The sequence below is a fragment of the Enterobacter cloacae complex sp. P16RS2 genome, assembly GCF_014982155.1.
GTDB classification, from domain to species: domain Bacteria; phylum Pseudomonadota; class Gammaproteobacteria; order Enterobacterales; family Enterobacteriaceae; genus Enterobacter; species Enterobacter cloacae_M.
The window spans coordinates 244,860-265,288 of sequence record NZ_JADCKW010000014.1 but is presented as its reverse complement, the minus strand read 5'-3'; the positions used below and the strand labels follow the sequence as shown (position 1 = coordinate 265,288).

The window sequence follows — 20,429 nt, the reverse complement described above, 5'->3', positions numbered from 1 at the left end:
CGAAACGCGTTACGCCGCTTCAGGCTTGCGGTGCTTCTCCGGCAGCTTTACCGGCTGCGTCGCCAGCTCGTCCGGCTCGAAATCATCCACGTTAATACTACGCAGACGGCTCTCTTCGGCTTTCACCAGCAGAGCAGCTTCATCTTTATTGATAATGCCGCCGGCGAGCGCCTGTTTTGCCAGTTCGTCCAGACGGGTAAACGGCAGGTTTTTGCCCAGCTGTTTACAGATTTTCTGGTGGATCGGATCGGCAGCCATCACGTCCAGCAGCGCCTCTTCCAGCAGACCCACCGGGTTATGCGGCGTCGGCGTCAGATACTGACCACGGCCGATACGGGAGCGGGTTGCGCTCGGTACCTGCAGGATCTTCGCCACCTTGTGGTCCAGCTTGTCGGACGGCGCCAGATGGTGACGACCGGTCGGGAAGATCACCGCGCGCAGGGCGCCCGCCACGAAGCGGTTCGGGAAGTTCGCCAGCAGGTCGTCAATCGCCTGTTCAGCCTGATACATCGCATCCTGCACGCCCCAGTGCACCAGCGGCAGATCCGCTTCCTGACGGCCTTCATCGTCGTAACGCTTCAGGACTGCGGAGGCCAGGAAGATCTGGCTCAGCACATCCCCCAGACGGGCAGAGATACGCTCGCGACGCTTCAGGCTACCGCCCAGCACCGCCATGGAGACGTCAGACAGCAGAGCCAGGTTGGCGCTAAGACGGTTCAGATGCTGGTAGTAACGTTTGGTCGCATCGCCGGTCGGCGTCGCGCTGGTAAGACCGCGCGTCAGGCCCAGCCAGAAGCTGCGCACCTTGTTGCTGCCCACGTGACCGATATGTTTGAACAGCAGCTTATCGAAGGCATCCACGTCGTTGTTCTGCGCAGCGGCCATCTCTTCCAGCACGTACGGATGGCAGCGGATTGCGCCCTGACCGAAGATCATCATGCTGCGGGTCAGGATGTTTGCCCCTTCCACGGTGATGGCAATCGGTGCGCCCTGATAGCCGCGCGCCAGGAAGTTGCCTTCGCCGAGCATAATGCCTTTACCGCCCGCGATATCCATCGCGTCAATGATCGACTGCTGCGCGCGGTGGGTACAGTGGTACTTCACAATCGCGGACAGCACGGCCGGTTTTTCGCCCAGCATAATGCCGTAGGTAATCAGAGTAGCAGCGGCATCCATCACGTAGGCATTGCCCGCGATACGCGCCAGCGGCTCTTCGATACCTTCCATCTTGCCGATGGAGATTTTGAACTGACGGCGGATGTGGGCGTAAGCGCCAATCCCCATCGCGACCGACTTCAGACCGCCGGTTGAGTTCGACGGCAGGGTAATGCCGCGGCCCACGGACAGACATTCCACCAGCATACGCCAGCCCTGACCGGCCATTTTCGGGCCGCCGATGATGTAGTCAATCGGCACAAAGATGTCCTGACCGCGGGTCGGACCGTTCTGGAACGGCACGTTCAGCGGGAAGTGACGGCGACCAATTTCAACGCCTGGGGTAGAGGTTGGGATCAGCGCGCAGGTAATGCCAAGATCTTCTTCACCGCCCAGCAGTTTTTCCGGGTCAGAGAGCTTAAAGGCCAGACCCAGCACGGTGGCGATTGGCGCCAGGGTGATATAACGCTTGTTCCAGGTCAGGCGCATGCCCAGCACCTGCTCGCCCTGCCACTCGCCCATGCAGACCACGCCGGTGTCCGGGATCGCGCCTGCATCGGAGCCCGCTTCCGGGCTGGTCAGCGCGAAGCAAGGGATTTCCTGACCGCGTGCCAGACGCGGCAGGTAGTGATCTTTCTGCTCTTCGGTACCGTAATGCTGCAGCAGTTCGCCCGGGCCTAAGGAGTTAGGCACGCCAACGGTAATCGCCAGGATCCCGGAGACGCCTGCCAGCTTTTGCAGGACGCGAGCCTGAGCGTAAGCGGAGAATTCCAGACCGCCGTACTCTTTCTTGATGATCATCGCGAAGAAGCGATGTTCTTTCAGATACGCCCACAGCTCAGGCGGCAGATCGGCCATTTCATGGGTGATGGCAAAGTCGTTGGCCATACGGCACGCTTCTTCCACCGGGCCGTCAATAAAGGCCTGTTCTTCAGCGGTCAGGCGCGGCTGCGGATAGTTATGCAGCTTTTTCCAGTCCGGGTTGCCCTGGAACAGATCGCCTTCCCACCAGGTGGTGCCCGCATCAATCGCTTCTTTCTCGGTACGCGACATTGGCGGCATCACTTTGCGGAAGCCTTTGAACACCGGCGCAGAGATCATTGATTTACGCATCGGGGCCAGGTTAAACGGCAGAAGAATGATGGCAAGAGGGACTAAAAGCCAGATATTCCAGAGGCCTGCGACGCCAAGCGCAGCCGTCCAGGCCAGAAGAATCAGGCTGCTCAGGAATAAACTTACGCGGTGATAGAACAACACACCGAGCAGAACAACGGTTGCGAGAATGCTCAAAATCATCATAAAGAAAAGCTCCCTTGCTTGTAGGAGGTCTGACCACTTGTGATGATATGGTTGTAGTTGATGTTATTTCCTTTAGCAATGTGTTTACAAAATAATTACAACCTGGTTCACATTGTTCGCGTTTTAGCCGGCACAAAAAATCAAAACGCCGGACGTTTCGCATGGCTTTAGCTTCTCGCTTTTCCCGCTATCCGGTACACTCCACTGTGTTATTTCATCAATACTGAAGGATTATCCTCATGTACCAGGATCTTATTCGTAACGAACTGAACGAAGCGGCGGAAACGCTGGCGAACTTTCTGAAAGATGATGCCAATATTCACGCTATTCAGCGCGCAGCGGTCCTGCTTGCCGACAGCTTCAAAGCCGGTGGCAAAGTGCTCTCCTGCGGTAACGGCGGTTCCCACTGCGACGCTATGCACTTCGCAGAAGAGCTGACCGGACGCTATCGCGAAAACCGTCCGGGCTACCCGGCGATTGCGATTTCCGACGTGAGCCACATCTCCTGCGTAGGCAACGACTTCGGTTACGACCACATCTTCTCCCGCTACGTTGAAGCCGTAGGCCGTGAAGGCGACGTGCTGCTGGGGATCTCTACCTCCGGCAACTCCGGCAACGTGATCAAAGCGATCGCCGCCGCGCGTGAAAAAGGGATGAAAGTCATCACCCTGACCGGTAAAGATGGCGGTAAGATGGACGGTACGGCGGATGTCGAAATTCGCGTTCCGCACTTCGGTTATGCTGATCGTATTCAGGAAATTCACATCAAAGTGATCCACATCCTGATTCAACTGATCGAAAAAGAGATGGTTAAGTAAGACTTCGCTGGGGGCACTCTTGCCCCCGCTGTTGTGGAGGTGTTGTATGTGCGAACTGCTCGGGATGAGCGCCAATGTGCCAACCGATATCTGCTTTAGTTTCACCGGGCTGGTTCAGCGCGGTGGAGGAACCGGGCCGCATAAAGACGGCTGGGGCATCACCTTCTACGAAGGCAAAGGGTGTCGCACGTTCAAAGATCCACAGCCCAGCTTTAACTCACCGATTGCCAAACTGGTGCAGGACTACCCCATCAAGTCCCGCTCGGTGATCGCCCACATCCGCCAGGCTAACCGCGGCGAAGTGGCGTTGGAAAACACCCATCCGTTTACCCGCGAGCTGTGGGGCCGAAACTGGACCTACGCGCACAACGGGCAGCTTACGGGCTATAAGTCGCTGGAGACGGGCAATTTCCGCCCTGTTGGCGAAACGGACAGCGAAAAAGCCTTCTGCTGGCTGCTGCACAAGCTGACGGAGCGCTATCCCCGCACGCCCGGCAACATGACTGCCGTATTCAAATACATCGCGACGCTGGCATCTGAACTGCGTGAAAAAGGCGTGTTCAACATGCTGCTCTCTGACGGCCGCTATGTGATGGCGTTCTGCTCGACGAATCTGTTCTGGATCACCCGCCGTGCGCCGTTTGGCGTCGCGACGCTGCTCGATCAGGATGTGGAGATAGACTTTCAGAAGGAGACCACACCGAACGATGTGGTCACTGTTATCGCAACGCAGCCGCTGACGGGCAACGAAACCTGGCAAAAGATTATGCCAGGCGAGTGGGTGCTATTTTGTCTCGGGGACCGTGTAATTTGACGCCAGCTGCGGGTGGACGACTTCGTGGCTCAGCGGTTTGCTGACCACGTAACGGCCATCGACGATAGAGACCACAGGTGGCTTGTGGGTCTGCTCAAAGTAGTCGTAACCCGGCTTCAGCTGTTTCCAGAAATCCGCGTAGTATGAGTACTTGTGACGCGCCATGTTGGCGTCCGTCATGCGGAACGGATAGATGCTGACCTGTACGTTAGGCTGCCCAAAGACCAGCGCGCCCGTCACGAACTGGAAAATCTCATCAATGCCGGAGTCGGTCATCGCATAACAGCCGATAGACACGCAGGCACCGTGGATCATCAGATATTTACCTTCATAACCGTGTGCACGGTCATAGGCATTCGGGAAACCGATGTTAATGGCTTTATAGAAGCGGCTGTCAGGCTTGAGCTGGCTGCGCTGAACGTTGTAGAACCCTTCCGGACTTTTGAAGTCGCCCTGACGCTGTTTTGGCCCCAGTCCGCCGGAGTAGTTACAAATTTTGTAACTATCAAGCAGCTGATATGTCTCGCCCATTTTCACAAACAGATCGAGAGTGCGCTCTTCCTTGAAGATCTGAATATAAACCGGCGATCCCATTAACTGCTGTTTATATTCCTTGCTGACCGGCGTCGTTGAGCTATTACTGCTGAGCAGTCCGGCAAACGACATGCACGGCATCAGAAGCATCGCAATGAACAATGCGATTTTACGCATACTACTAGTTCCTTGATAAAACCATGACCAACTTGCCAGGACGGCAAAAGAGACCCGAAATCAGATTATTCTGTTACGAGCGCTCACATTAGCACCGCTATAGATTTTCGCAAGAGCCGGGCGGTGAGTTTACAAATTAGTTTTACTTTATAAACCATCAAAATTGCGATGGCTCCAGGAACTTTGCGCATTAGCTCGCAATTTGGCGCGCGCGCCGGCGGATTCCCTGCCCGCGGGAAGGGGAAAATGTTACACTTTGCGCCCACTGGATTGTTGTTCATGGAAACCTGCTAACCACATGTTTAAAATTAAAAAAGGACTTGATCTGCCGATTGCAGGCGTGCCAGCGCAGCACGTTTCGACAGGCGCAAGTGTCCGTCACGTCGCCATTTTGGGCGAAGACTACCTGGGTATGCGTCCTTCAATGCTGGTACAGGAGGGCGATCGCGTTATCAAAGGACAGACGCTCTTTGAGGACAAAAAAAATCCCGGCGTGATGTTCACAGCCCCCGCGAGCGGCACCGTTGTGACCATCAACCGTGGCGAACGGCGCGTTCTGCAGTCGGTGGTTATCCGCATTGAGGGCGATGACAAGCGTGAATTTGCCCATTACGACACCGCAGAGCTCGCGTCGCTGAACCGTGACGCCGTTCAGGATCTGCTCCTGGCGTCCGGTTTATGGACCGCGCTTCGTACGCGCCCCTTCAGCAAATCCCCTGTTCCGGGCACGGAACCGGCCGCGATTTTTGTCACGGCCATCGACACCAACCCGCTCAGCGTGGACCCGGAACCGGTTATCCTGGCGCAGCGAAAAGCTTTTGATGCAGGACTCACTATTCTAACCCGCCTCACGCCCGGAAAAGTGCACGTTTGTCAGGCCGACGGCGGCAAGCTTGGCGGCCATCCGCTGGGGCAGGTCACGTTTAATGAATTTTCTGGCCCGCATCCGGCGGGGCTGGCCGGGACGCACATCCATTTCCTTGAGCCAGTCAGCCTGACGAAACAGGTCTGGTACCTTAATTATCAGGACGTCATCGCCATCGGTAAGCTCTTTACTACGGGTGAACTCTGCGCTGAACGGATAATCGCCATCGGCGGACCGCAGGCTGCAAATCCGCGCCTGGTGAAGACGCTGCTGGGCGCTGACATCAACGAACTGCTGGTGGGGGAAACGAAAGAGGGCGAAAACCGCCTGATTTCCGGCTCGGTCCTCAGCGGACGCCATGCTGCCAATGCGCACGCGTACCTGGGACGCTTCCATTTGCAGGTCAGCATAGTGCAGGAAGGGCGGGAGAAAGAGCTGTTTGGCTGGGTTCTGCCAGGCGCGGAAAAATACTCCGTCACCCGAACCACGCTGGGCCACTTCCTGCGTAATAAGCTGTTTAGCTTCTCAACCAGCACGCACGGCGGCGAGCGCGCCATGGTCCCGATTGGCAACTATGAGCGCGTCATGCCGCTGGATATTCTGCCCACCGTGCTGTTGCGCGATCTCCTTGCCGGTGATACCGACGGCGCGCAGGCGCTGGGCTGTCTGGAGCTTGACGAAGAAGATCTGGCGCTCTGTACCTATGTCTGTCCGGGCAAATACGAATATGGACCGGTATTGCGCGAGGTGTTAACCCGCATTGAGCAGGAAGGATAACCGATGGGCTTAAAACACCTCTTTGAAAAAATTGAGCCGCACTTTACCGAAGGGAAGCTCAAAAAGTACTACCCGCTGTATGAAGCAACGACAACCATTTTCTACACTCCCGGGCTGGTGACGAAAGGGGCGGCGCACGTTCGCGATGCCATCGACCTGAAACGCATGATGATCCTGGTGTGGTTTGCGGTCTTCCCCGCGATGTTCTGGGGAATGTACAACGTCGGCCTGCAGACCATTCCGGCGCTGCACCACATGTACGATGCACAGCAGCTGGCGCAGGTGATCCAGTCCGACTGGCACTACCGTCTGGCCCAGTCGTTAGGGGTGAGCTTTGCCGCAGATGCGGGCTGGCTGAGCATGATGACGCTGGGCGCGGTTTTCTTCCTGCCGATTTACATCACGGTATTTGTCGTGGGCGGCTTCTGGGAAGTGCTGTTTGCCATTATCCGTAAACATGAGATCAACGAAGGCTTCTTCGTGACCTCTATTTTGTTTGCCCTGATTGTTCCCCCGACGCTACCGCTCTGGCAGGCGGCGCTTGGCATCAGCTTCGGCGTGGTGATTGCTAAAGAGATCTTCGGCGGCACCGGGCGGAACTTCCTCAACCCGGCGCTGGCGGGACGCGCGTTTCTGTTCTTTGCTTATCCGGCGCAAATCTCGGGCGACCTGGTGTGGACGGCGGCGGACGGTTTTTCCGGCGCGACGCCGCTTTCACAGTGGGCGGCACACGGCGGCGAAACGCTGGTTAACAACGCGACGGGTCAGCCAGTCACCTGGTTTGATGCCTTTATTGGCAACATTCCGGGCTCCATCGGAGAAGTCTCTACGCTGATGATTTTGCTTGGCGGCGCGATCATTCTTTTTGGTCGCGTGGCCTCCTGGCGGATCGTTGCGGGCGTAATGATCGGTATGGTGCTGACCGCCACCCTGTTCAACGTTATCGGTTCGACCACCAATCCGATGTTCTCCATGCCGTGGTACTGGCATCTGGTGCTGGGTGGCTTCGCGTTCGGCATGATGTTCATGGCGACGGACCCCGTCTCTGCCTCGTTTACAGACAAAGGTAAATGGAGCTATGGCGTGCTCATTGGCGCGATGTGTGTTCTGATCCGCGTGGTCAACCCGGCGTATCCGGAAGGGATGATGTTGGCCATTCTGTTTGCCAACCTGTTTGCGCCACTCTTCGATTACCTGGTGGTGCGGGCCAACATTAAGCGGAGGAAGGCGCGTGGCTGAAGTTAAAAATAACGACAGCATCAGCAAAACGCTGCTGGTGGTGCTGGTGCTCTGTCTGGTCTGTTCTATTGTCGTGGCCGGTTCTGCCGTGGGGTTAAAACCTCTGCAGCAGGAGCAACGTGCGCTGGATAAACAGCGCAACATTCTGGCCGTCGCCGGGCTGATGCAGGAAGGAATGAGCGCAGATGACGTTTCGGCCGTCTTTGCTGAACGTATTTCAGCGCGTCTGGTAGATTTAAAAACGGGTGAACTGCTGGATAAAGACCCGGCAAAATTCAACCAGGCGCTGGCGCTTAAAGATCCGCAGATGAGCCTGACCCTGGAGGCATCGCAAGATCCCGCCGGGATTAAGCGTCGCAGCAACCTGGCCGAAATCTATCTGGTTCGCGACCCCCAAAAACGTATTCAGGAAGTGGTACTGCCTGTTTACGGTAACGGTCTGTGGTCAATGATGTATGCCTTTGTGGCCCTTGATACCGATGGGCGCACGGTCAAAGGCATTACGTATTACGACCAGGGCGAAACGCCGGGGCTGGGTGGCGAAGTTGAAAACCCTAACTGGCGGGCACAGTTTGTCGGCAAGAAAGTGCTCGACGATAACGGCCTGCCTGCGCTGAAGGTGATGAAAGGGGCGGCACGTCCCGGTGACGACTACGCCGTTGACGGGCTTTCCGGCGCCACGCTCACCTCAAAAGGCGTGCAGCACAGTTTTGATTTCTGGATGGGCGAGCTGGGCTTTGGTCCTTTCCTGAAAAACGTACGTGAAGGAGCGCTGAACAATGGCTGATACCGGTGAACTGAAAGAAGTTAAAAAGGTGCTCATTGGCCCACTGCTCGCCAATAACCCGATCACGCTCCAGGTTCTGGGTGTCTGTTCGGCTCTGGCGGTGACGACCAAGCTGGAAACGGCGGTTGTGATGACGCTGGCGGTCACGCTGGTCACGGCGTTCTCCAGCATGTTTATCTCGATGATCCGCCACCACATCCCCAACAGCGTGAGGATCATCGTGCAGATGGCGATCATCGCCTCGCTGGTGATCGTGGTCGATCAGCTGCTGCGCGCCTTCGCCTATGAAACCTCCAAACAGCTCTCGGTGTTTGTCGGGCTGATTATCACCAACTGTATCGTCATGGGGCGTGCGGAAGCCTACGCCATGAAAATGCCGCCGCTGGCGAGCTTTATGGACGGCATCGGCAACGGCCTTGGCTACGGCGTGATCCTGCTGACCGTGGGGTTCCTGCGCGAGCTGATTGGCAGCGGCAAGCTGTTTGGCATCACGGTGCTGGACACGGTGCAGAACGGCGGCTGGTATCTGCCAAACGGCCTGTTCCTGCTGGCCCCTAGCGCGTTTTTCATTATCGGTTTGTTGATCTGGCTGATTCGTACGCTGAAGCCAGAACAGCAGGAAAAGGAGTAACCGACGATGGCTCATTACCTGAGTTTGTTTGTGCGGGCGGTGTTTGTTGAAAACATGGCGCTCGCGTTTTTCCTCGGCATGTGTACGTTCCTTGCAGTTTCCAAAAAAGTGTCGACGGCATTTGGTCTCGGTATCGCGGTCACCGTGGTGCTCGGCTTATCTGTACCGATCAACAATCTGGTGTACAACTTTGTGCTGCGGGACGGCGCGCTGGTGGAAGGGGTTGATCTCAGCTTCCTGAACTTCATCACCTTTATCGGGGTGATCGCGGCGCTGGTGCAAATCCTCGAGATGATCCTCGATAAGTATTTCCCGTCGCTCTACAACGCGCTGGGGATCTTCCTGCCGCTGATCGCGGTGAACTGCGCCATCTTTGGCGGCGTCTCGTTTATGGTGCAGCGTGATTACAACTTCAGCGAATCCGTAGTGTACGGTTTTGGTTCCGGCATCGGCTGGATGCTGGCGATTGTCACCATGGCGGGGATCCGCGAGAAAATGAAATATGCCAACGTGCCTGCGGGTCTGCGTGGCCTGGGGATCACCTTTATCACCACCGGGCTGATGGCGCTGGGCTTTATGTCCTTCTCCGGTGTGCAGCTGTAAGGGCAAACAGATGGAAATTATCCTTGGCGTGGTGATGTTCACGCTGATTGTACTGGTGCTGTCAGGGCTTATTCTGGCGGCGCGCGCGAAGCTGGTGAATTCCGGCGATGTGGTCATTGATATTAACGACGAGCCGCAGAATCAGATCCGCACGCCGGCGGGAGACAAGCTGCTCAACACGCTCTCCGGTAACGGCATTTTTGTCTCCTCAGCCTGCGGCGGCGGCGGTTCCTGTGGGCAGTGCCGCGTGACGGTAAAAGAGGGCGGTGGCGATATTCTGCCAACCGAGCTGGCGCATATCACAAAGCGTGAGGCAAAAGAGGGCTGTCGTCTGGCCTGCCAGGTCGCGGTGCGCCAGAACATGAAGATTGAGCTGCCGGAAGAGATCTTCGGCGTCAAAAAATGGGAGTGCGAGGTTATCTCTAATGATAACAAAGCCACCTTTATTAAAGAGCTGAAGCTGCGGGTGCCGGAAGGCGAGCATGTCCCGTTCCGCGCCGGAGGATACATTCAGATTGAGTGCCCGGAGCACGCTGTGGCCTATGCGGACTTTGACGTGCCGCATGAGTACCGCGCCGACTGGGACAAATTCAATCTCTTCCGCTTTGTATCTGAGGTGAAAGAGCCGACGCTGCGCGCCTACTCGATGGCCAACTACCCGGAAGAGAAGGGCATCATCATGCTCAACGTGCGTATCGCCACGCCGCCACCGAATGTGCCGGATGCACCGCCGGGCGTCATGTCTTCATACATCTGGTCCCTGAAACCTGGCGATAAGGTGACGATCTCCGGCCCGTTCGGGGAATTCTTCGCGAAAGATACCGACGCGGAAATGGTGTTTATCGGCGGCGGTGCCGGTATGGCCCCGATGCGCTCGCACATCTTTGACCAGCTCAAGCGGCTGGGTAGCCAGCGTAAGATCAGCTTCTGGTACGGAGCGCGCTCGCTGCGCGAGATGTTCTATGAAGATGAGTTTGAACAGCTGGCGCGTGAAAACCCGAACTTCACCTTCCATGTGGCGCTTTCCGATCCGCAGCCGGAAGATAACTGGACGGGCTATACGGGGTTCATCCACAACGTGCTGTATGAAAACTACCTCAAACAGCACCCGGCGCCTGAGGACTGCGAGTTCTACATGTGTGGTCCGCCGATGATGAACGCCGCCGTGATTAAGATGCTGAAAGATCTCGGTGTCGAAGATGAGAACATCTTGCTCGATGACTTTGGAGGCTGATGATGCTGACGTTTCTGGCAACCTTTGTGGTGTTTGTGCTTGTCATCTTCGGCATGTCGTTAGGCTGGATCGTTAAGCGGAAAAGCATTCAGGGCAGCTGCGGCGGTATTTCCTCTATTGGGATGGAAAAGGTTTGCGACTGCCCGGAACCGTGCGATGCGCGGAAGAAAAGGATGGCCCGCGAACAGCAGCGCATTATTTAATTTTTTTGTAGGCCGGGTAAGGCAAATCCGCCACCCGGCATTCTTACATCTGCTTCTCAATCCTCATTTGTTTACTGTATACTTATCCAGTGATGAGTGAGGGCTTACTATGCGCAAAATAATCCATGTCGATATGGACTGCTTTTTTGCCGCAGTGGAGATGCGTGACAACCCGGCGCTGCGGGATATTCCCATCGCCATTGGCGGCAGCCGCGTTCAGCGTGGTGTCATCAGCACCGCCAACTATCCTGCGCGCAAATTTGGCGTGCGCAGCGCGATGCCAACGGCGATGGCCTTAAAGCTCTGCCCTCATCTCACGCTTCTGCCCGGCCGGTTTGAAGCCTATAAAGAGGCTTCCCTTCATATTCGGGAAATCTTCTCCCGCTATACTTCTTTGATAGAGCCGCTGTCGCTGGACGAAGCCTATCTGGATGTGACCGACAGCGTGCACTGCCACGGCTCCGCCACACTGATGGCGCAGGAGATCCGCCAGACGATTTTCAACGAGCTGAATCTGACGGCTTCGGCGGGCGTCGCGCCTGTTAAATTCCTTGCCAAAATTGCCTCCGATTTAAATAAGCCCAACGGTCAGTACGTCATCACGCCTGACGAGGTGCCGGCGTTTTTGAAAACGCTGCCGCTTGGCAAAATACCTGGGGTAGGAAAAGTCTCCGCCGCAAAGCTGGAAAGCATGGGGCTACGGACCTGCGAAGATGTGCAGCGAAGCGATCTCGCCATGCTGCTCAAGCGCTTTGGAAAGTTTGGCCGCGTGCTGTGGGAGCGTAGCCAGGGGATTGACGATCGCGATGTGAACAGCGAACGGCTACGAAAATCCGTCGGCGTTGAGCGCACCCTCAGTGAAGATATTCATGACTGGTCCGAATGCGAAACCATTATCACGGAACAGCTTTACCCGGAGCTGGAACGACGCTTAAGCAAGGTGAAGCCGGACCTGCTGATTGCCCGTCAGGGTATCAAATTAAAATTCAACGACTTCCAGCAGACCACGCAGGAACACGTCTGGCCGCGTCTGAATAAGGACGATCTCATTGCGACGGCGAAAAAGGCATGGGAAGAGCGTCGGGGCGGGCGAGGGGTGAGGCTGGTGGGATTGCACGTCACGCTGCTGGATCCGCAGTTAGAGCGACAGCTGGTTTTGGGATTGTAAAAAAGCCCGGTGCGCTATGCTTACCGGGCCTACGTTTTTCACCCTCTCCTTTTGGGAGAGGGCTGGGGTGAGGGTATTACTTAACAGGGATCGCTTTCAGCAGTTCAGTCAGCAGCGTCCAGTAGTGACCGACGCTTTCGATATGAACCTGCTCATCCGGCGAGTGCGGACCGGTAATGGTTGGCCCGATGGACACCATGTCCATGTCCGGATACGGTTTCTTGAACAGACCACATTCCAGACCGGCGTGGATCACCTGAATGTTCGGCGTGCTGTTGAACAGACGCTGATAGGTTTCACGCACCAGCGCCATCACCGGAGAACTTGCATCCGGCTGCCAGCCCGGGTAGCTGCCTTTTGCAGACGTTTTCGCGCCCGCCAGCGTGCCCAGAGATTCAAGCATGCTCACCACGTACTCTTTACCGCTGTCGATCAGAGAGCGGATCAGGCAGATGATTTCCGCGCTGTCGTCGCTCATGGTCACCACGCCCACGTTCAGTGAGGTTTCCACCACGCCTTTCGCCACGTCAGAGTTGCGGATCACGCCGTTTGGCGTCGCGTTCAGCAGCTGAACGAAAGTGTCACGAGACTGCGCGGTCAGCGCGGCTTTATCTGTAGATACAGATTCCAGCACTACGGTCAGGTTTTTCTCTTTCGCCGACAGTTCGTTTTTCAGGATATCCAGGTATACGCTGGAGAGTTTTTTCAGCTCGTCCGCTTTTGCCGCGGGAACCGCTACGGTGGCGAACGCTTCGCGCGGAATCGCGTTACGCAGGGTGCCGCCGTTGAAGTCCACCAGACGCAAATCCAGCTCGGCCGCATGGCCTGCCAGGAAGCGCGCCAGCAGCTTGTTGGCGTTACCCAGACCCAGGTGAATATCGCCGCCGGAGTGGCCGCCTTTCAGCCCTTTCAGCGTCAGCTTGAAGGTCTGGAAGCCAGCAGGAATCGCTTCGCGCGACAGCGGCAGCGTAGAGATGAAATCAATCCCGCCCGCGCAGCCCATGTAGATCTCGCCTTCTTCTTCGGAATCGGTGTTGATCAGGATGTCCGCCTGCAGCCAGTTCGCCTGCAGACCGAACGCGCCGTCCATGCCCGCTTCTTCGGTCATGGTCAGCAGCACTTCCAGCGGACCGTGCTCAACGCTGTTGTCGGCCAGCACGGCCAGCGCAGAGGCCATACCGATGCCGTTATCCGCGCCAAGCGTGGTGCCGCGTGCTTTCACCCAGTCGCCGTCGATGTACGGTTGAATCGGGTCTTTGGTGAAGTCGTGAACGGTGTCGTTGTTCTTCTGTGGCACCATGTCCAGGTGTGCCTGCAGCACAACCGGTTTACGGTTTTCCATCCCTGCGGTAGCAGGTTTGCGGATCAGAATGTTGCCAACCTGGTCACGTTCAGCATGCAGACCTTTTTCCTTCGCCCAGCCCATAATATGTTCGGCAAGCTGTTCTTCGTGGTAGGAAGGGTGTGGAATGGAGCAGATTTTCGCAAAAATATCCCACAGCGGCTGCGGAGATAATTGAGACAGTTCAGACACGATAAGTCTCCTTGTCGAGGCGCTGCAAACAGGGTTGCAGGTCACAGGGTTAGCAGGTTAATAGTTACCACAAGTCAGGCTTGCGAGATGAAACTGAGAATACCACTTTCTCTGCTGGCTGGTAGCATAAAGCATGTAAAAACTCAGGCAGAGGGCGCTAAACACTGGTTTTTAGTGCGTCAGATCTCTATAATCTCGCGCAACCTATTTCCCCCTCGAACACTTTTTAAGCCGTATAAAAACAGGCTGGGACACTTCACATGAGCGAAAAATACGTCGTCACCTGGGACATGTTGCAGATTCACGCACGCAAACTGGCTGCGCGTCTGATGCCTTCCGAACAGTGGAAAGGCATTATTGCCGTCAGCCGTGGCGGTCTGGTACCGGGGGCGCTGCTGGCACGTGAGCTGGGTATTCGTCATGTCGATACCGTTTGCATCTCCAGCTATGACCATGACAACCAGCGTGAGCTGACCGTGCTGAAACGTGCGGAAGGCGACGGCGAAGGTTTCATCGTTATTGATGACCTGGTAGATACCGGCGGTACTGCGGTCGCTATCCGCGAAATGTATCCGAAAGCACATTTCGTCACTATCTTCGCGAAACCTGCTGGCCGCCCGCTGGTTGACGATTACGTGATTGATATCCCGCAGGATACCTGGATTGAACAGCCATGGGATATGGGCGTGGTCTTCGTACCGCCTATTTCAGGCCGTTAATACCAGTACGTAACTTTACACGCCCGGCTATGTCGGGCGTTGTTCTTTTTGGCCTGCCACGCGTTACAATAGTCTTCATATGACGTATTCATGGAGGCAACGCAATGACGCAGGCGAATCTCACTGAGACTCTCTTCAAACCCCGTTTCAAACACCCTGAAACGTCGACGCTGGTGCGTCGCTTCAATCCGGGTACCCAGCCTGCCGTCCAGTCCGCGTTAGACGGTAAAAATGTGCCTCACTGGTATCGCATGATTAACCGCCTGATGTGGATCTGGCGCGGTATTGACCCCCGTGAAATCCTTGATGTGCAGGCACGTATCGTGATGAGTGAATCTGAACGGACCGACAGCGAGCTTTACGATACGGTGGTGGGCTACCGTGGCGGAAACTGGATCTACGAGTGGTCTAAACAGGCGATGCTCTGGCAGCAAAAAGCCAGCCAGGAAGAGGACGCCACGCGCAGCGGCAAGCACTGGCTGCATGCGGCCAATCTCTACGCCATCGCCGCGTATCCGCATCTGAAAGGTGATGAGCTGGCGGAGCAGGCCCAGGCGCTGGCGAACCGTGCTTATGAAGAGGCGGCGCAGCGTTTGCCGGGCCAAATGCGCGAGCTTGAGTTCAGCATTCCAGGTGGCGCACCCGTCACCGGGTTCCTGCATATGCCGGAAGGCGACGGCCCGTTCCCGACCGTCCTCATGTGCGGCGGGCTGGATTCGCTGCAAATTGATTATTACAGCCTGTATGAGCGCTACTTCGCACCAAAAGGGATCGCGATGCTGACGCTTGATATGCCTTCAATTGGTTTTTCATCTAAATGGAAACTGACTCAGGATTCGAGCCTGCTGCACCAGCATGCGCTCAAAGCGCTGGAAAACATTCCGTGGGTTGACCACACCCGCGTGGCGGCTTTCGGCTTCCGTTTCGGCGCGAACGTCGCGGTGCGTCTGGCTTACCTTGAATCTTCTCGTCTGAAAGCCGTCGCCTGCCTCGGCCCGGTCGTACACGCTCTGCTCAGCGATCCCGCACGCCAGGGGAGCGTACCTGAAATGTACCTTGATGTGCTGGCCAGCCGCCTTGGCATGCATGATGCATCAGACGAAGCGCTGCGCGTTGAGCTTAATCGTTACTCGTTAAAAACGCAGGGGTTGCTGGGACGTCGCTGCCCAACGCCGATGCTGTCTGGGTTCTGGAAAAACGATCCGTTCAGCCCGGAAGAAGAGTCGCGATTAATCACTTCGTCATCTGCGGATGGCAAATTGCTTGAGGTGCCGTTCAGCCCGGTCTATCAGAATTTTGACAAATCACTGAAAGAGATTACGCGCTGGATCGCTCAGAGATTGTGTTAATAGATTGCTAAATTTCGCTGGTTTGGTAAAACAGTGGCTTCACAAAAGGAGATCGCAATGACGTTACCGAGTGGACACCCGAAAAGTAGACTGATTAAGAAGTTTATGGCTCTCGGCCCGTATATTCGAGAAGAGCAGTGTGAAGAGAATCGCTTTTTTTTCGACTGCCTGGCTGTATGCGTCAACGTGAAGCCTGCACCCGAAAAACGTGAATTCTGGGGCTGGTGGATGGAAATGGAAGCAGAGGAAAAACGCTTTACGTATAGCTACCAGTTTGGCCTGTTTAATAAAGACGGCAACTGGCAGGCGACCACGATTAAAGATCAGGAAGTGATTGACCGCCTGGAATATACGCTAAAAGAGTTTCACGATAAGGCACGCGCGCTGCTGGCTACCCTGGATCTCAAGTTCGAACCCGCGGATGACTTTTCCAGCGAAGCGGTGAAGCTGACTGCCTGATGGTGTCACAGCGCCGGGTGACGGCTTCGCCTTACCCGGCCTACAAATTCTCCCTCTCCCGGTGGTAGAGGGCCGGGGTGAGGGCACCAGACAGCATGAATCCCCGACAATAAAAAACCGGCATCAAGCCGGTTTTTTTATTTCACATCATCAGAACTGGTAGGTCATACCCAGTGCAACGATGTCATCGCTGCTCACGCCCAGTTTATTTTTGTCGTCAATCTGGTTGATTTTATAATCAACAAACGCGGACATATTTTTGTTGAAGTAATAGGTCGCGCCAACGTCAATATATTTCACCAGATCTTCGTCGCCAATACCTTCAATATCTTTGCCTTTAGACTGGACATAGCCCAGGGACGGGCGCAGACCGAAGTCGAACTGATATTGTGCGACCACTTCAAAGTTCTGCGCTTTATTAGCAAACCCACCGGAAATTGGCGTCATATTGCGGGTTTCAGAATACATCGCAGCCAGATAAATATCGTTCGCATCATATTTCAGACCGGTTGCCCAGGCTTCTGCTTTCTGGCCCTGGCCACGTGCCAGCAGGTTCTGAGCATTGGTGCGGTCAGAGTTGGTGTAGGCGCCGCTGACGGCGAAATCGCTGCCACCGAAGTCATAGGTCAGAGAGGTACCAAAACCGTCGCCGTTCTGTTTCTTGGCGTCACGGTTTTCGTTTTTGCCCTGGTACTGCAGCGTCATGTCCAGACCGTCAACCGCGCCGAAGAAGTCGGTATTGCGGTAGGTCGCCAGGCCGGTAGCACGCTTGGTCATGAAGTTATCGGTTTGTGCGGAAGAGTCACCGCCGAATTCAGGGAACATATCGGTCCATGCTTCGACGTCATACAGGGCACCCAGGTTACGGCCGTAATCCAGTGAACCAAAGTTTTTCAGCTTAAGACCAGCAAACGCCAGACGCGTCTTCTGAGAGGAGTCGCTCTCAGCTTTGTTACCTGCAAATTCAGATTCCCAACGGCCATAGCCCGTCAGCTGATCGTTAATCTGCGTTTCGCCTTTAAAACCGAAACGAACGTAAGTCTGATCGCCATCTTTGGTGGCATCATCGCTGATGTAGTGCATGGCTTTCACTTTGCCGTACACGTCCAGCTTATTACCATTTTTATTATAAACTTCAGCTGCGTGAACGGATGCAGAAGCCACTACGCCCGTAACCATTAATGCCAGAGTGCTCTTTTTCATTTTCGATCCTGTCTTATAAACGCGCTAAAAAATTCGCTGGACGATAAGCTCATGCCTAAGTCCCGTGAAAAAACAGGAAGGGTTTTATCGTTCTGGAATGAAACTTTTATGACAAACTAAGAATAATTTTAAAAAACTGTGATTTATTATTTCGGTAATAAAAGTGTCAAATTCCCCCGCTACGCTTCCTGATCCCGCGCAACAAAGTGTTTCGCGATGTGCTAAGGCAGTTGGCAACGGGGCTGACTCCTGCTAAAACGTTCGTTCGACATTACTTTCCCTTATCGTTGAACGGCAGAGAATCATGAGTGACAGCCAGACGCTGGTGGTAAAACTCGGTACCAGTGTTTTAACAGGCGGATCGCGCCGCCTAAATCGCGCCCACATTGTTGAGCTTGTACGTCAGTGCGCTCAGCTGCATGCCGCAGGGCATCGTATTGTGATTGTGACCTCCGGGGCGATTGCCGCCGGGCGTGAACACCTGGGTTACCCCGAACTTCCCGCGACGATCGCTTCCAAGCAGCTGCTGGCCGCCGTGGGGCAAAGCCGACTCATTCAACTCTGGGAACAGTTGTTCTCCATCTATGGCATTCACGTCGGGCAGATGCTGCTGACGCGTGCGGATATGGAAGACAGAGAGCGCTTCCTGAACGCCCGCGATACCCTGCGCGCGCTGCTGGACAACAATATTGTTCCGGTCATTAACGAGAACGATGCCGTTGCTACCGCTGAAATCAAAGTGGGTGATAACGATAACCTCTCGGCGCTGGCCGCGATTCTGGCCGGTGCCGATAAATTACTGCTGCTGACCGATCAGCAGGGGCTGTTCACCGCCGATCCGCGCTCCAACCCGGAAGCCGAGCTGATTACTGACGTTCAAGGAATCGACGATGCGCTGCGCGCCATCGCCGGTGACAGCGTTTCAGGCCTCGGAACGGGCGGTATGGGGACCAAGCTGCAGGCCGCTGACGTCGCGTGCCGCGCCGGTATCGACACCATCATTGCAGCGGGCAGCCGCCCCGGCGTGATTGGCGACGTAATGGAAGGCATCTCCGTCGGCACCCGCTTCCACGCCCAGGAATCCCCGCTGGAAAACCGCAAGCGCTGGATATTTGGCGCGCCTCCTGCTGGCGAACTCGTCGTCGATGAAGGGGCAACCGCCGCGATTCTGGAACGAGGAAGTTCATTGCTTCCTAAAGGAATTAAAAGCGTGACAGGCAACTTCTCCCGTGGTGAAGTGATCCGTATCCGTAACCTCGAAGGCCGCGACATCGCCCACGGCGTAAGCCGCTATAACAGCGATGCCCTGCGCCGCATCGCGGGTCACCACTCGCAGCAGATCGACGCCATTCTGGGCTATGAATATGGTCCGGTTGCCGTGCATCGCGATGACATGATTATTCGTTAAGGAGCCAGAACATGCTGGAACAAATGGGCGCTGCCGCGAAGGCTGCCTCTTACAAACTGGCGCTCCTTTCCAGCCGCGAGAAAAACCGCGTGCTGGAAAAAATCGCTGATTATCTGGAATCCCAGTCTCAGGAAATTTTGCTCGCCAACGAGCAGGATCTGCTGGAAGCGCGTCGTAACGGCTTGAGCGAAGCGATGCTCGACCGCCTGGCGCTGAAGCCGGCACGCCTGAAAGGCATCGCCGACGATGTCCGCCAGGTCTGCAATCTGGCCGACCCGGTCGGGCAGGTGATCGACGGCGGGCTGCTCGACAGCGGTTTACGCCTGGAGCGCCGCCGCGTGCCGCTCGGCGTCATCGGCGTCATTTATGAAGCTCGTCCAAACGTGACGGTGGATGTTGCCTCCCTGTGCCTCAAAACCGGTAACGCCGCTATTCTGCGCGGTGGGAAAGAGACATGGCGCACCAACGCCGCCACGGTGAAAGTCATTCAGCAGGCTCTGGAAGAGTGTGGCTTACCGGCGGGTGCCGTACAGGCGATCGAGAGCCCGGACCGCGCGCTGGTCAACGAAATGCTGCGCATGGACAAATACATCGACATGCTCATCCCACGCGGCGGCGCGGGCCTGCACAAGCTGTGCCGCGAGCAGTCGACGATTCCGGTGATCACCGGCGGTATCGGCGTGTGTCATATCGTTGTCGACGACAGCGCTGAGATTGAACCGGCGCTGAAGATAATCGTTAACGCGAAAACCCAGCGTCCAAGCACCTGTAACACCGTAGAAACGCTGCTGGTGCATCAGGAGATTGCGAACACCTTCCTGCCGGCCCTGAGCAAACAGATGGCGGAGAGTGGCGTAACGCTGCATGCTGACGCCAGCGCGCTCGCACTGCTTCAGAATGGCCCGGCTAACGTTGTTCCCGTAAAAGCGGAGCAGTACGACGACGAGTTCCTGTCACTGGATCTGAACGTGAAAATCGTTGCCGATCTCGACGACGCCATTGCGCACATCCGTGAACACGGCACGCAGCATTCTGACGCGATCCTGACGCGCACCCTGCGCAATGCCGATCGCTTCGTGAACGAAGTGGATTCTTCAGCGGTATATGTGAATGCCTCCACCCGCTTCACCGACGGCGGTCAGTTCGGCCTCGGCGCAGAGGTGGCGGTCAGCACGCAGAAACTGCACGCGCGCGGCCCGATGGGACTGGAAGCGCTGACCACGTACAAGTGGATCGGCTTCGGCGACGATACGATTCGTGCGTAAATAATCACGGGTGATGCAAAAGTAGCCGTTTGATTCAAAAGGGCATTGACGCATCACCCGGATAGATCTAACCTTTTGCCCCGTGGTTACGCTCGTAACCGGCCTCTCAGGGCCGATATAGCTCAGTTGGTAGAGCAGCGCATTCGTAATGCGAAGGTCGTAGGTTCGACTCCTATTATCGGCACCAT

General features: G+C 55.9%; 19 protein-coding genes and 1 tRNA gene. 16 read left to right on the top strand and 4 right to left on the bottom strand.

What is annotated here, in order from left to right:
• Positions 1 to 9: 9 nt before the first annotated feature.
• On the bottom strand, positions 10 to 2,454 hold the full coding sequence (gene fadE, locus INF68_RS11070) for an acyl-CoA dehydrogenase FadE (protein WP_109846591.1): 2,445 nt from the start codon (positions 2,452 to 2,454) through the stop codon (positions 10 to 12).
• Between the two features lie 239 nt (positions 2,455 to 2,693).
• Between fadE and lpcA the strand changes: the two genes are divergently transcribed.
• Both lpcA and INF68_RS11060 read left to right on the top strand, forming a co-directional pair.
• On the top strand, positions 2,694 to 3,272 hold the full coding sequence (lpcA, locus tag INF68_RS11065) for a D-sedoheptulose 7-phosphate isomerase (protein WP_010427884.1): 579 nt from the start codon (positions 2,694 to 2,696) through the stop codon (positions 3,270 to 3,272).
• Between the two features lie 46 nt (positions 3,273 to 3,318).
• Positions 3,319 to 4,086, top strand: a complete 768-nt coding sequence (locus INF68_RS11060) for a class II glutamine amidotransferase (RefSeq protein ID WP_023310496.1) — start codon at positions 3,319 to 3,321, stop codon at positions 4,084 to 4,086.
• Here INF68_RS11060 and dpaA read toward each other — a convergent pair.
• Complete coding sequence (gene dpaA / locus INF68_RS11055; protein WP_023310497.1) at positions 4,057 to 4,797, bottom strand: peptidoglycan meso-diaminopimelic acid protein amidase; 741 nt, start codon at positions 4,795 to 4,797, stop codon at positions 4,057 to 4,059. The genes INF68_RS11060 and dpaA overlap by 30 nt on opposite strands.
• Positions 4,798 to 5,095: 298 nt before the next feature.
• On the opposite strand from dpaA, the gene INF68_RS11050 reads away from it, so the two are divergent.
• The 8 genes from INF68_RS11050 (at position 5,096) to dinB (ending at position 12,304) form a co-directional block, all read left to right on the top strand.
• Entirely contained in the window at positions 5,096 to 6,439 is a 1,344-nt protein-coding gene (locus INF68_RS11050; RefSeq protein WP_126786066.1) for a Na(+)-translocating NADH-quinone reductase subunit A, read from the top strand.
• A gap of 3 nt (positions 6,440 to 6,442) precedes the next feature.
• Positions 6,443 to 7,678, top strand: a complete 1,236-nt coding sequence (locus INF68_RS11045) for an NADH:ubiquinone reductase (Na(+)-transporting) subunit B (protein WP_029739701.1) — start codon at positions 6,443 to 6,445, stop codon at positions 7,676 to 7,678.
• Entirely contained in the window at positions 7,671 to 8,465 is a 795-nt protein-coding gene (locus INF68_RS11040) for a Na(+)-translocating NADH-quinone reductase subunit C (protein ID WP_033144700.1), read from the top strand. The genes INF68_RS11045 and INF68_RS11040 overlap by 8 nt, the downstream gene beginning before the upstream one ends.
• The gene (locus tag INF68_RS11035) at positions 8,458 to 9,096 is read left to right on the top strand and encodes an NADH:ubiquinone reductase (Na(+)-transporting) subunit D (RefSeq protein WP_014882676.1); all 639 of its coding nucleotides are present in this window, start codon (positions 8,458 to 8,460) and stop codon (positions 9,094 to 9,096) included. The genes INF68_RS11040 and INF68_RS11035 overlap by 8 nt, the downstream gene beginning before the upstream one ends.
• A 6-nt stretch (positions 9,097 to 9,102) precedes the next feature.
• A complete protein-coding gene (gene nqrE / locus INF68_RS11030) occupies positions 9,103 to 9,699 on the top strand; it encodes an NADH:ubiquinone reductase (Na(+)-transporting) subunit E (protein WP_008500255.1) in 597 nt (198 codons plus the stop codon).
• Positions 9,700 to 9,709: 10 nt separating this feature from the next.
• Positions 9,710 to 10,933, top strand: coding sequence for an NADH:ubiquinone reductase (Na(+)-transporting) subunit F (nqrF, locus tag INF68_RS11025; protein WP_023310501.1), 1,224 nt, complete (start codon positions 9,710 to 9,712; stop codon positions 10,931 to 10,933).
• On the top strand, positions 10,933 to 11,136 hold the full coding sequence (nqrM, locus tag INF68_RS11020) for a (Na+)-NQR maturation NqrM (protein WP_023615899.1): 204 nt from the start codon (positions 10,933 to 10,935) through the stop codon (positions 11,134 to 11,136). The genes nqrF and nqrM overlap by 1 nt, the downstream gene beginning before the upstream one ends.
• A 109-nt stretch (positions 11,137 to 11,245) precedes the next feature.
• Positions 11,246 to 12,304 carry a DNA polymerase IV gene (gene dinB / locus INF68_RS11015; RefSeq protein WP_023310503.1) on the top strand — a complete coding sequence of 353 codons (1,059 nt, stop codon included), beginning with the start codon at positions 11,246 to 11,248 and terminating at the stop codon, positions 12,302 to 12,304.
• A 76-nt stretch (positions 12,305 to 12,380) separates the two neighbouring features.
• Here dinB and pepD read toward each other — a convergent pair whose 3' ends face one another.
• Positions 12,381 to 13,838 (bottom strand): cytosol nonspecific dipeptidase, encoded by a 1,458-nt coding sequence (gene pepD, locus INF68_RS11010; RefSeq protein ID WP_126786065.1) that lies wholly within the window; start codon positions 13,836 to 13,838, stop codon positions 12,381 to 12,383.
• 260 nt (positions 13,839 to 14,098) lie between these two features.
• Here pepD and gpt point away from each other — a divergent pair, with 260 nt between their 5' ends.
• From gpt to crl, 3 genes are all read left to right on the top strand, one after another.
• Entirely contained in the window at positions 14,099 to 14,557 is a 459-nt protein-coding gene (gene gpt / locus INF68_RS11005) for a xanthine phosphoribosyltransferase (protein WP_010427903.1), read from the top strand.
• A 104-nt stretch (positions 14,558 to 14,661) separates the two neighbouring features.
• Complete coding sequence (gene frsA, locus INF68_RS11000; protein ID WP_109846588.1) at positions 14,662 to 15,906, top strand: esterase FrsA; 1,245 nt, start codon at positions 14,662 to 14,664, stop codon at positions 15,904 to 15,906.
• Between the two features lie 57 nt (positions 15,907 to 15,963).
• The gene (gene crl / locus INF68_RS10995) at positions 15,964 to 16,365 is read left to right on the top strand and encodes a sigma factor-binding protein Crl (RefSeq protein ID WP_023310506.1); all 402 of its coding nucleotides are present in this window, start codon (positions 15,964 to 15,966) and stop codon (positions 16,363 to 16,365) included.
• A gap of 150 nt (positions 16,366 to 16,515) precedes the next feature.
• Here crl and phoE read toward each other — a convergent pair whose 3' ends face one another.
• Complete coding sequence (phoE, locus tag INF68_RS10990; RefSeq protein ID WP_126786064.1) at positions 16,516 to 17,568, bottom strand: phosphoporin PhoE; 1,053 nt, start codon at positions 17,566 to 17,568, stop codon at positions 16,516 to 16,518.
• A 304-nt stretch (positions 17,569 to 17,872) separates the two neighbouring features.
• Between phoE and proB the strand changes: the two genes are divergently transcribed.
• The 3 genes from proB (at position 17,873) to INF68_RS10975 (ending at position 20,428) form a co-directional block, all read left to right on the top strand.
• Entirely contained in the window at positions 17,873 to 18,976 is a 1,104-nt protein-coding gene (gene proB, locus INF68_RS10985) for a glutamate 5-kinase (protein WP_023310508.1), read from the top strand.
• A gap of 11 nt (positions 18,977 to 18,987) precedes the next feature.
• A complete protein-coding gene (gene proA, locus INF68_RS10980; protein ID WP_126786063.1) occupies positions 18,988 to 20,241 on the top strand; it encodes a glutamate-5-semialdehyde dehydrogenase in 1,254 nt (417 codons plus the stop codon).
• Between the two features lie 111 nt (positions 20,242 to 20,352).
• Positions 20,353 to 20,428, top strand: a tRNA-Thr gene (locus INF68_RS10975).
• Position 20,429: the final 1 nt, after the last annotated feature.

Bases quoted from the DNA above. Each gene is read 5' to 3' on its own strand.
- fadE (WP_109846591.1), bottom strand. From the start codon at position 2,454: ATGATGATTTTGAGCATTCTCGCAACCGTTGTTCTGCTCGGTGTGTTG.
- lpcA (WP_010427884.1), top strand. From the start codon at position 2,694: ATGTACCAGGATCTTATTCGTAACGAACTGAACGAAGCGGCGGAAACG.
- INF68_RS11060 (WP_023310496.1), top strand. From the start codon at position 3,319: ATGTGCGAACTGCTCGGGATGAGCGCCAATGTGCCAACCGATATCTGC.
- dpaA (WP_023310497.1), bottom strand. From the start codon at position 4,797: ATGCGTAAAATCGCATTGTTCATTGCGATGCTTCTGATGCCGTGCATG.
- INF68_RS11050 (WP_126786066.1), top strand. From the start codon at position 5,096: ATGTTTAAAATTAAAAAAGGACTTGATCTGCCGATTGCAGGCGTGCCA.
- INF68_RS11045 (WP_029739701.1), top strand. From the start codon at position 6,443: ATGGGCTTAAAACACCTCTTTGAAAAAATTGAGCCGCACTTTACCGAA.
- INF68_RS11035 (WP_014882676.1), top strand. From the start codon at position 8,458: ATGGCTGATACCGGTGAACTGAAAGAAGTTAAAAAGGTGCTCATTGGC.
- nqrE (WP_008500255.1), top strand. From the start codon at position 9,103: ATGGCTCATTACCTGAGTTTGTTTGTGCGGGCGGTGTTTGTTGAAAAC.
- nqrF (WP_023310501.1), top strand. From the start codon at position 9,710: ATGGAAATTATCCTTGGCGTGGTGATGTTCACGCTGATTGTACTGGTG.
- nqrM (WP_023615899.1), top strand. From the start codon at position 10,933: ATGATGCTGACGTTTCTGGCAACCTTTGTGGTGTTTGTGCTTGTCATC.
- dinB (WP_023310503.1), top strand. From the start codon at position 11,246: ATGCGCAAAATAATCCATGTCGATATGGACTGCTTTTTTGCCGCAGTG.
- gpt (WP_010427903.1), top strand. From the start codon at position 14,099: ATGAGCGAAAAATACGTCGTCACCTGGGACATGTTGCAGATTCACGCA.
- frsA (WP_109846588.1), top strand. From the start codon at position 14,662: ATGACGCAGGCGAATCTCACTGAGACTCTCTTCAAACCCCGTTTCAAA.
- crl (WP_023310506.1), top strand. From the start codon at position 15,964: ATGACGTTACCGAGTGGACACCCGAAAAGTAGACTGATTAAGAAGTTT.
- phoE (WP_126786064.1), bottom strand. From the start codon at position 17,568: ATGAAAAAGAGCACTCTGGCATTAATGGTTACGGGCGTAGTGGCTTCT.
- proB (WP_023310508.1), top strand. From the start codon at position 17,873: ATGAGTGACAGCCAGACGCTGGTGGTAAAACTCGGTACCAGTGTTTTA.
- proA (WP_126786063.1), top strand. From the start codon at position 18,988: ATGCTGGAACAAATGGGCGCTGCCGCGAAGGCTGCCTCTTACAAACTG.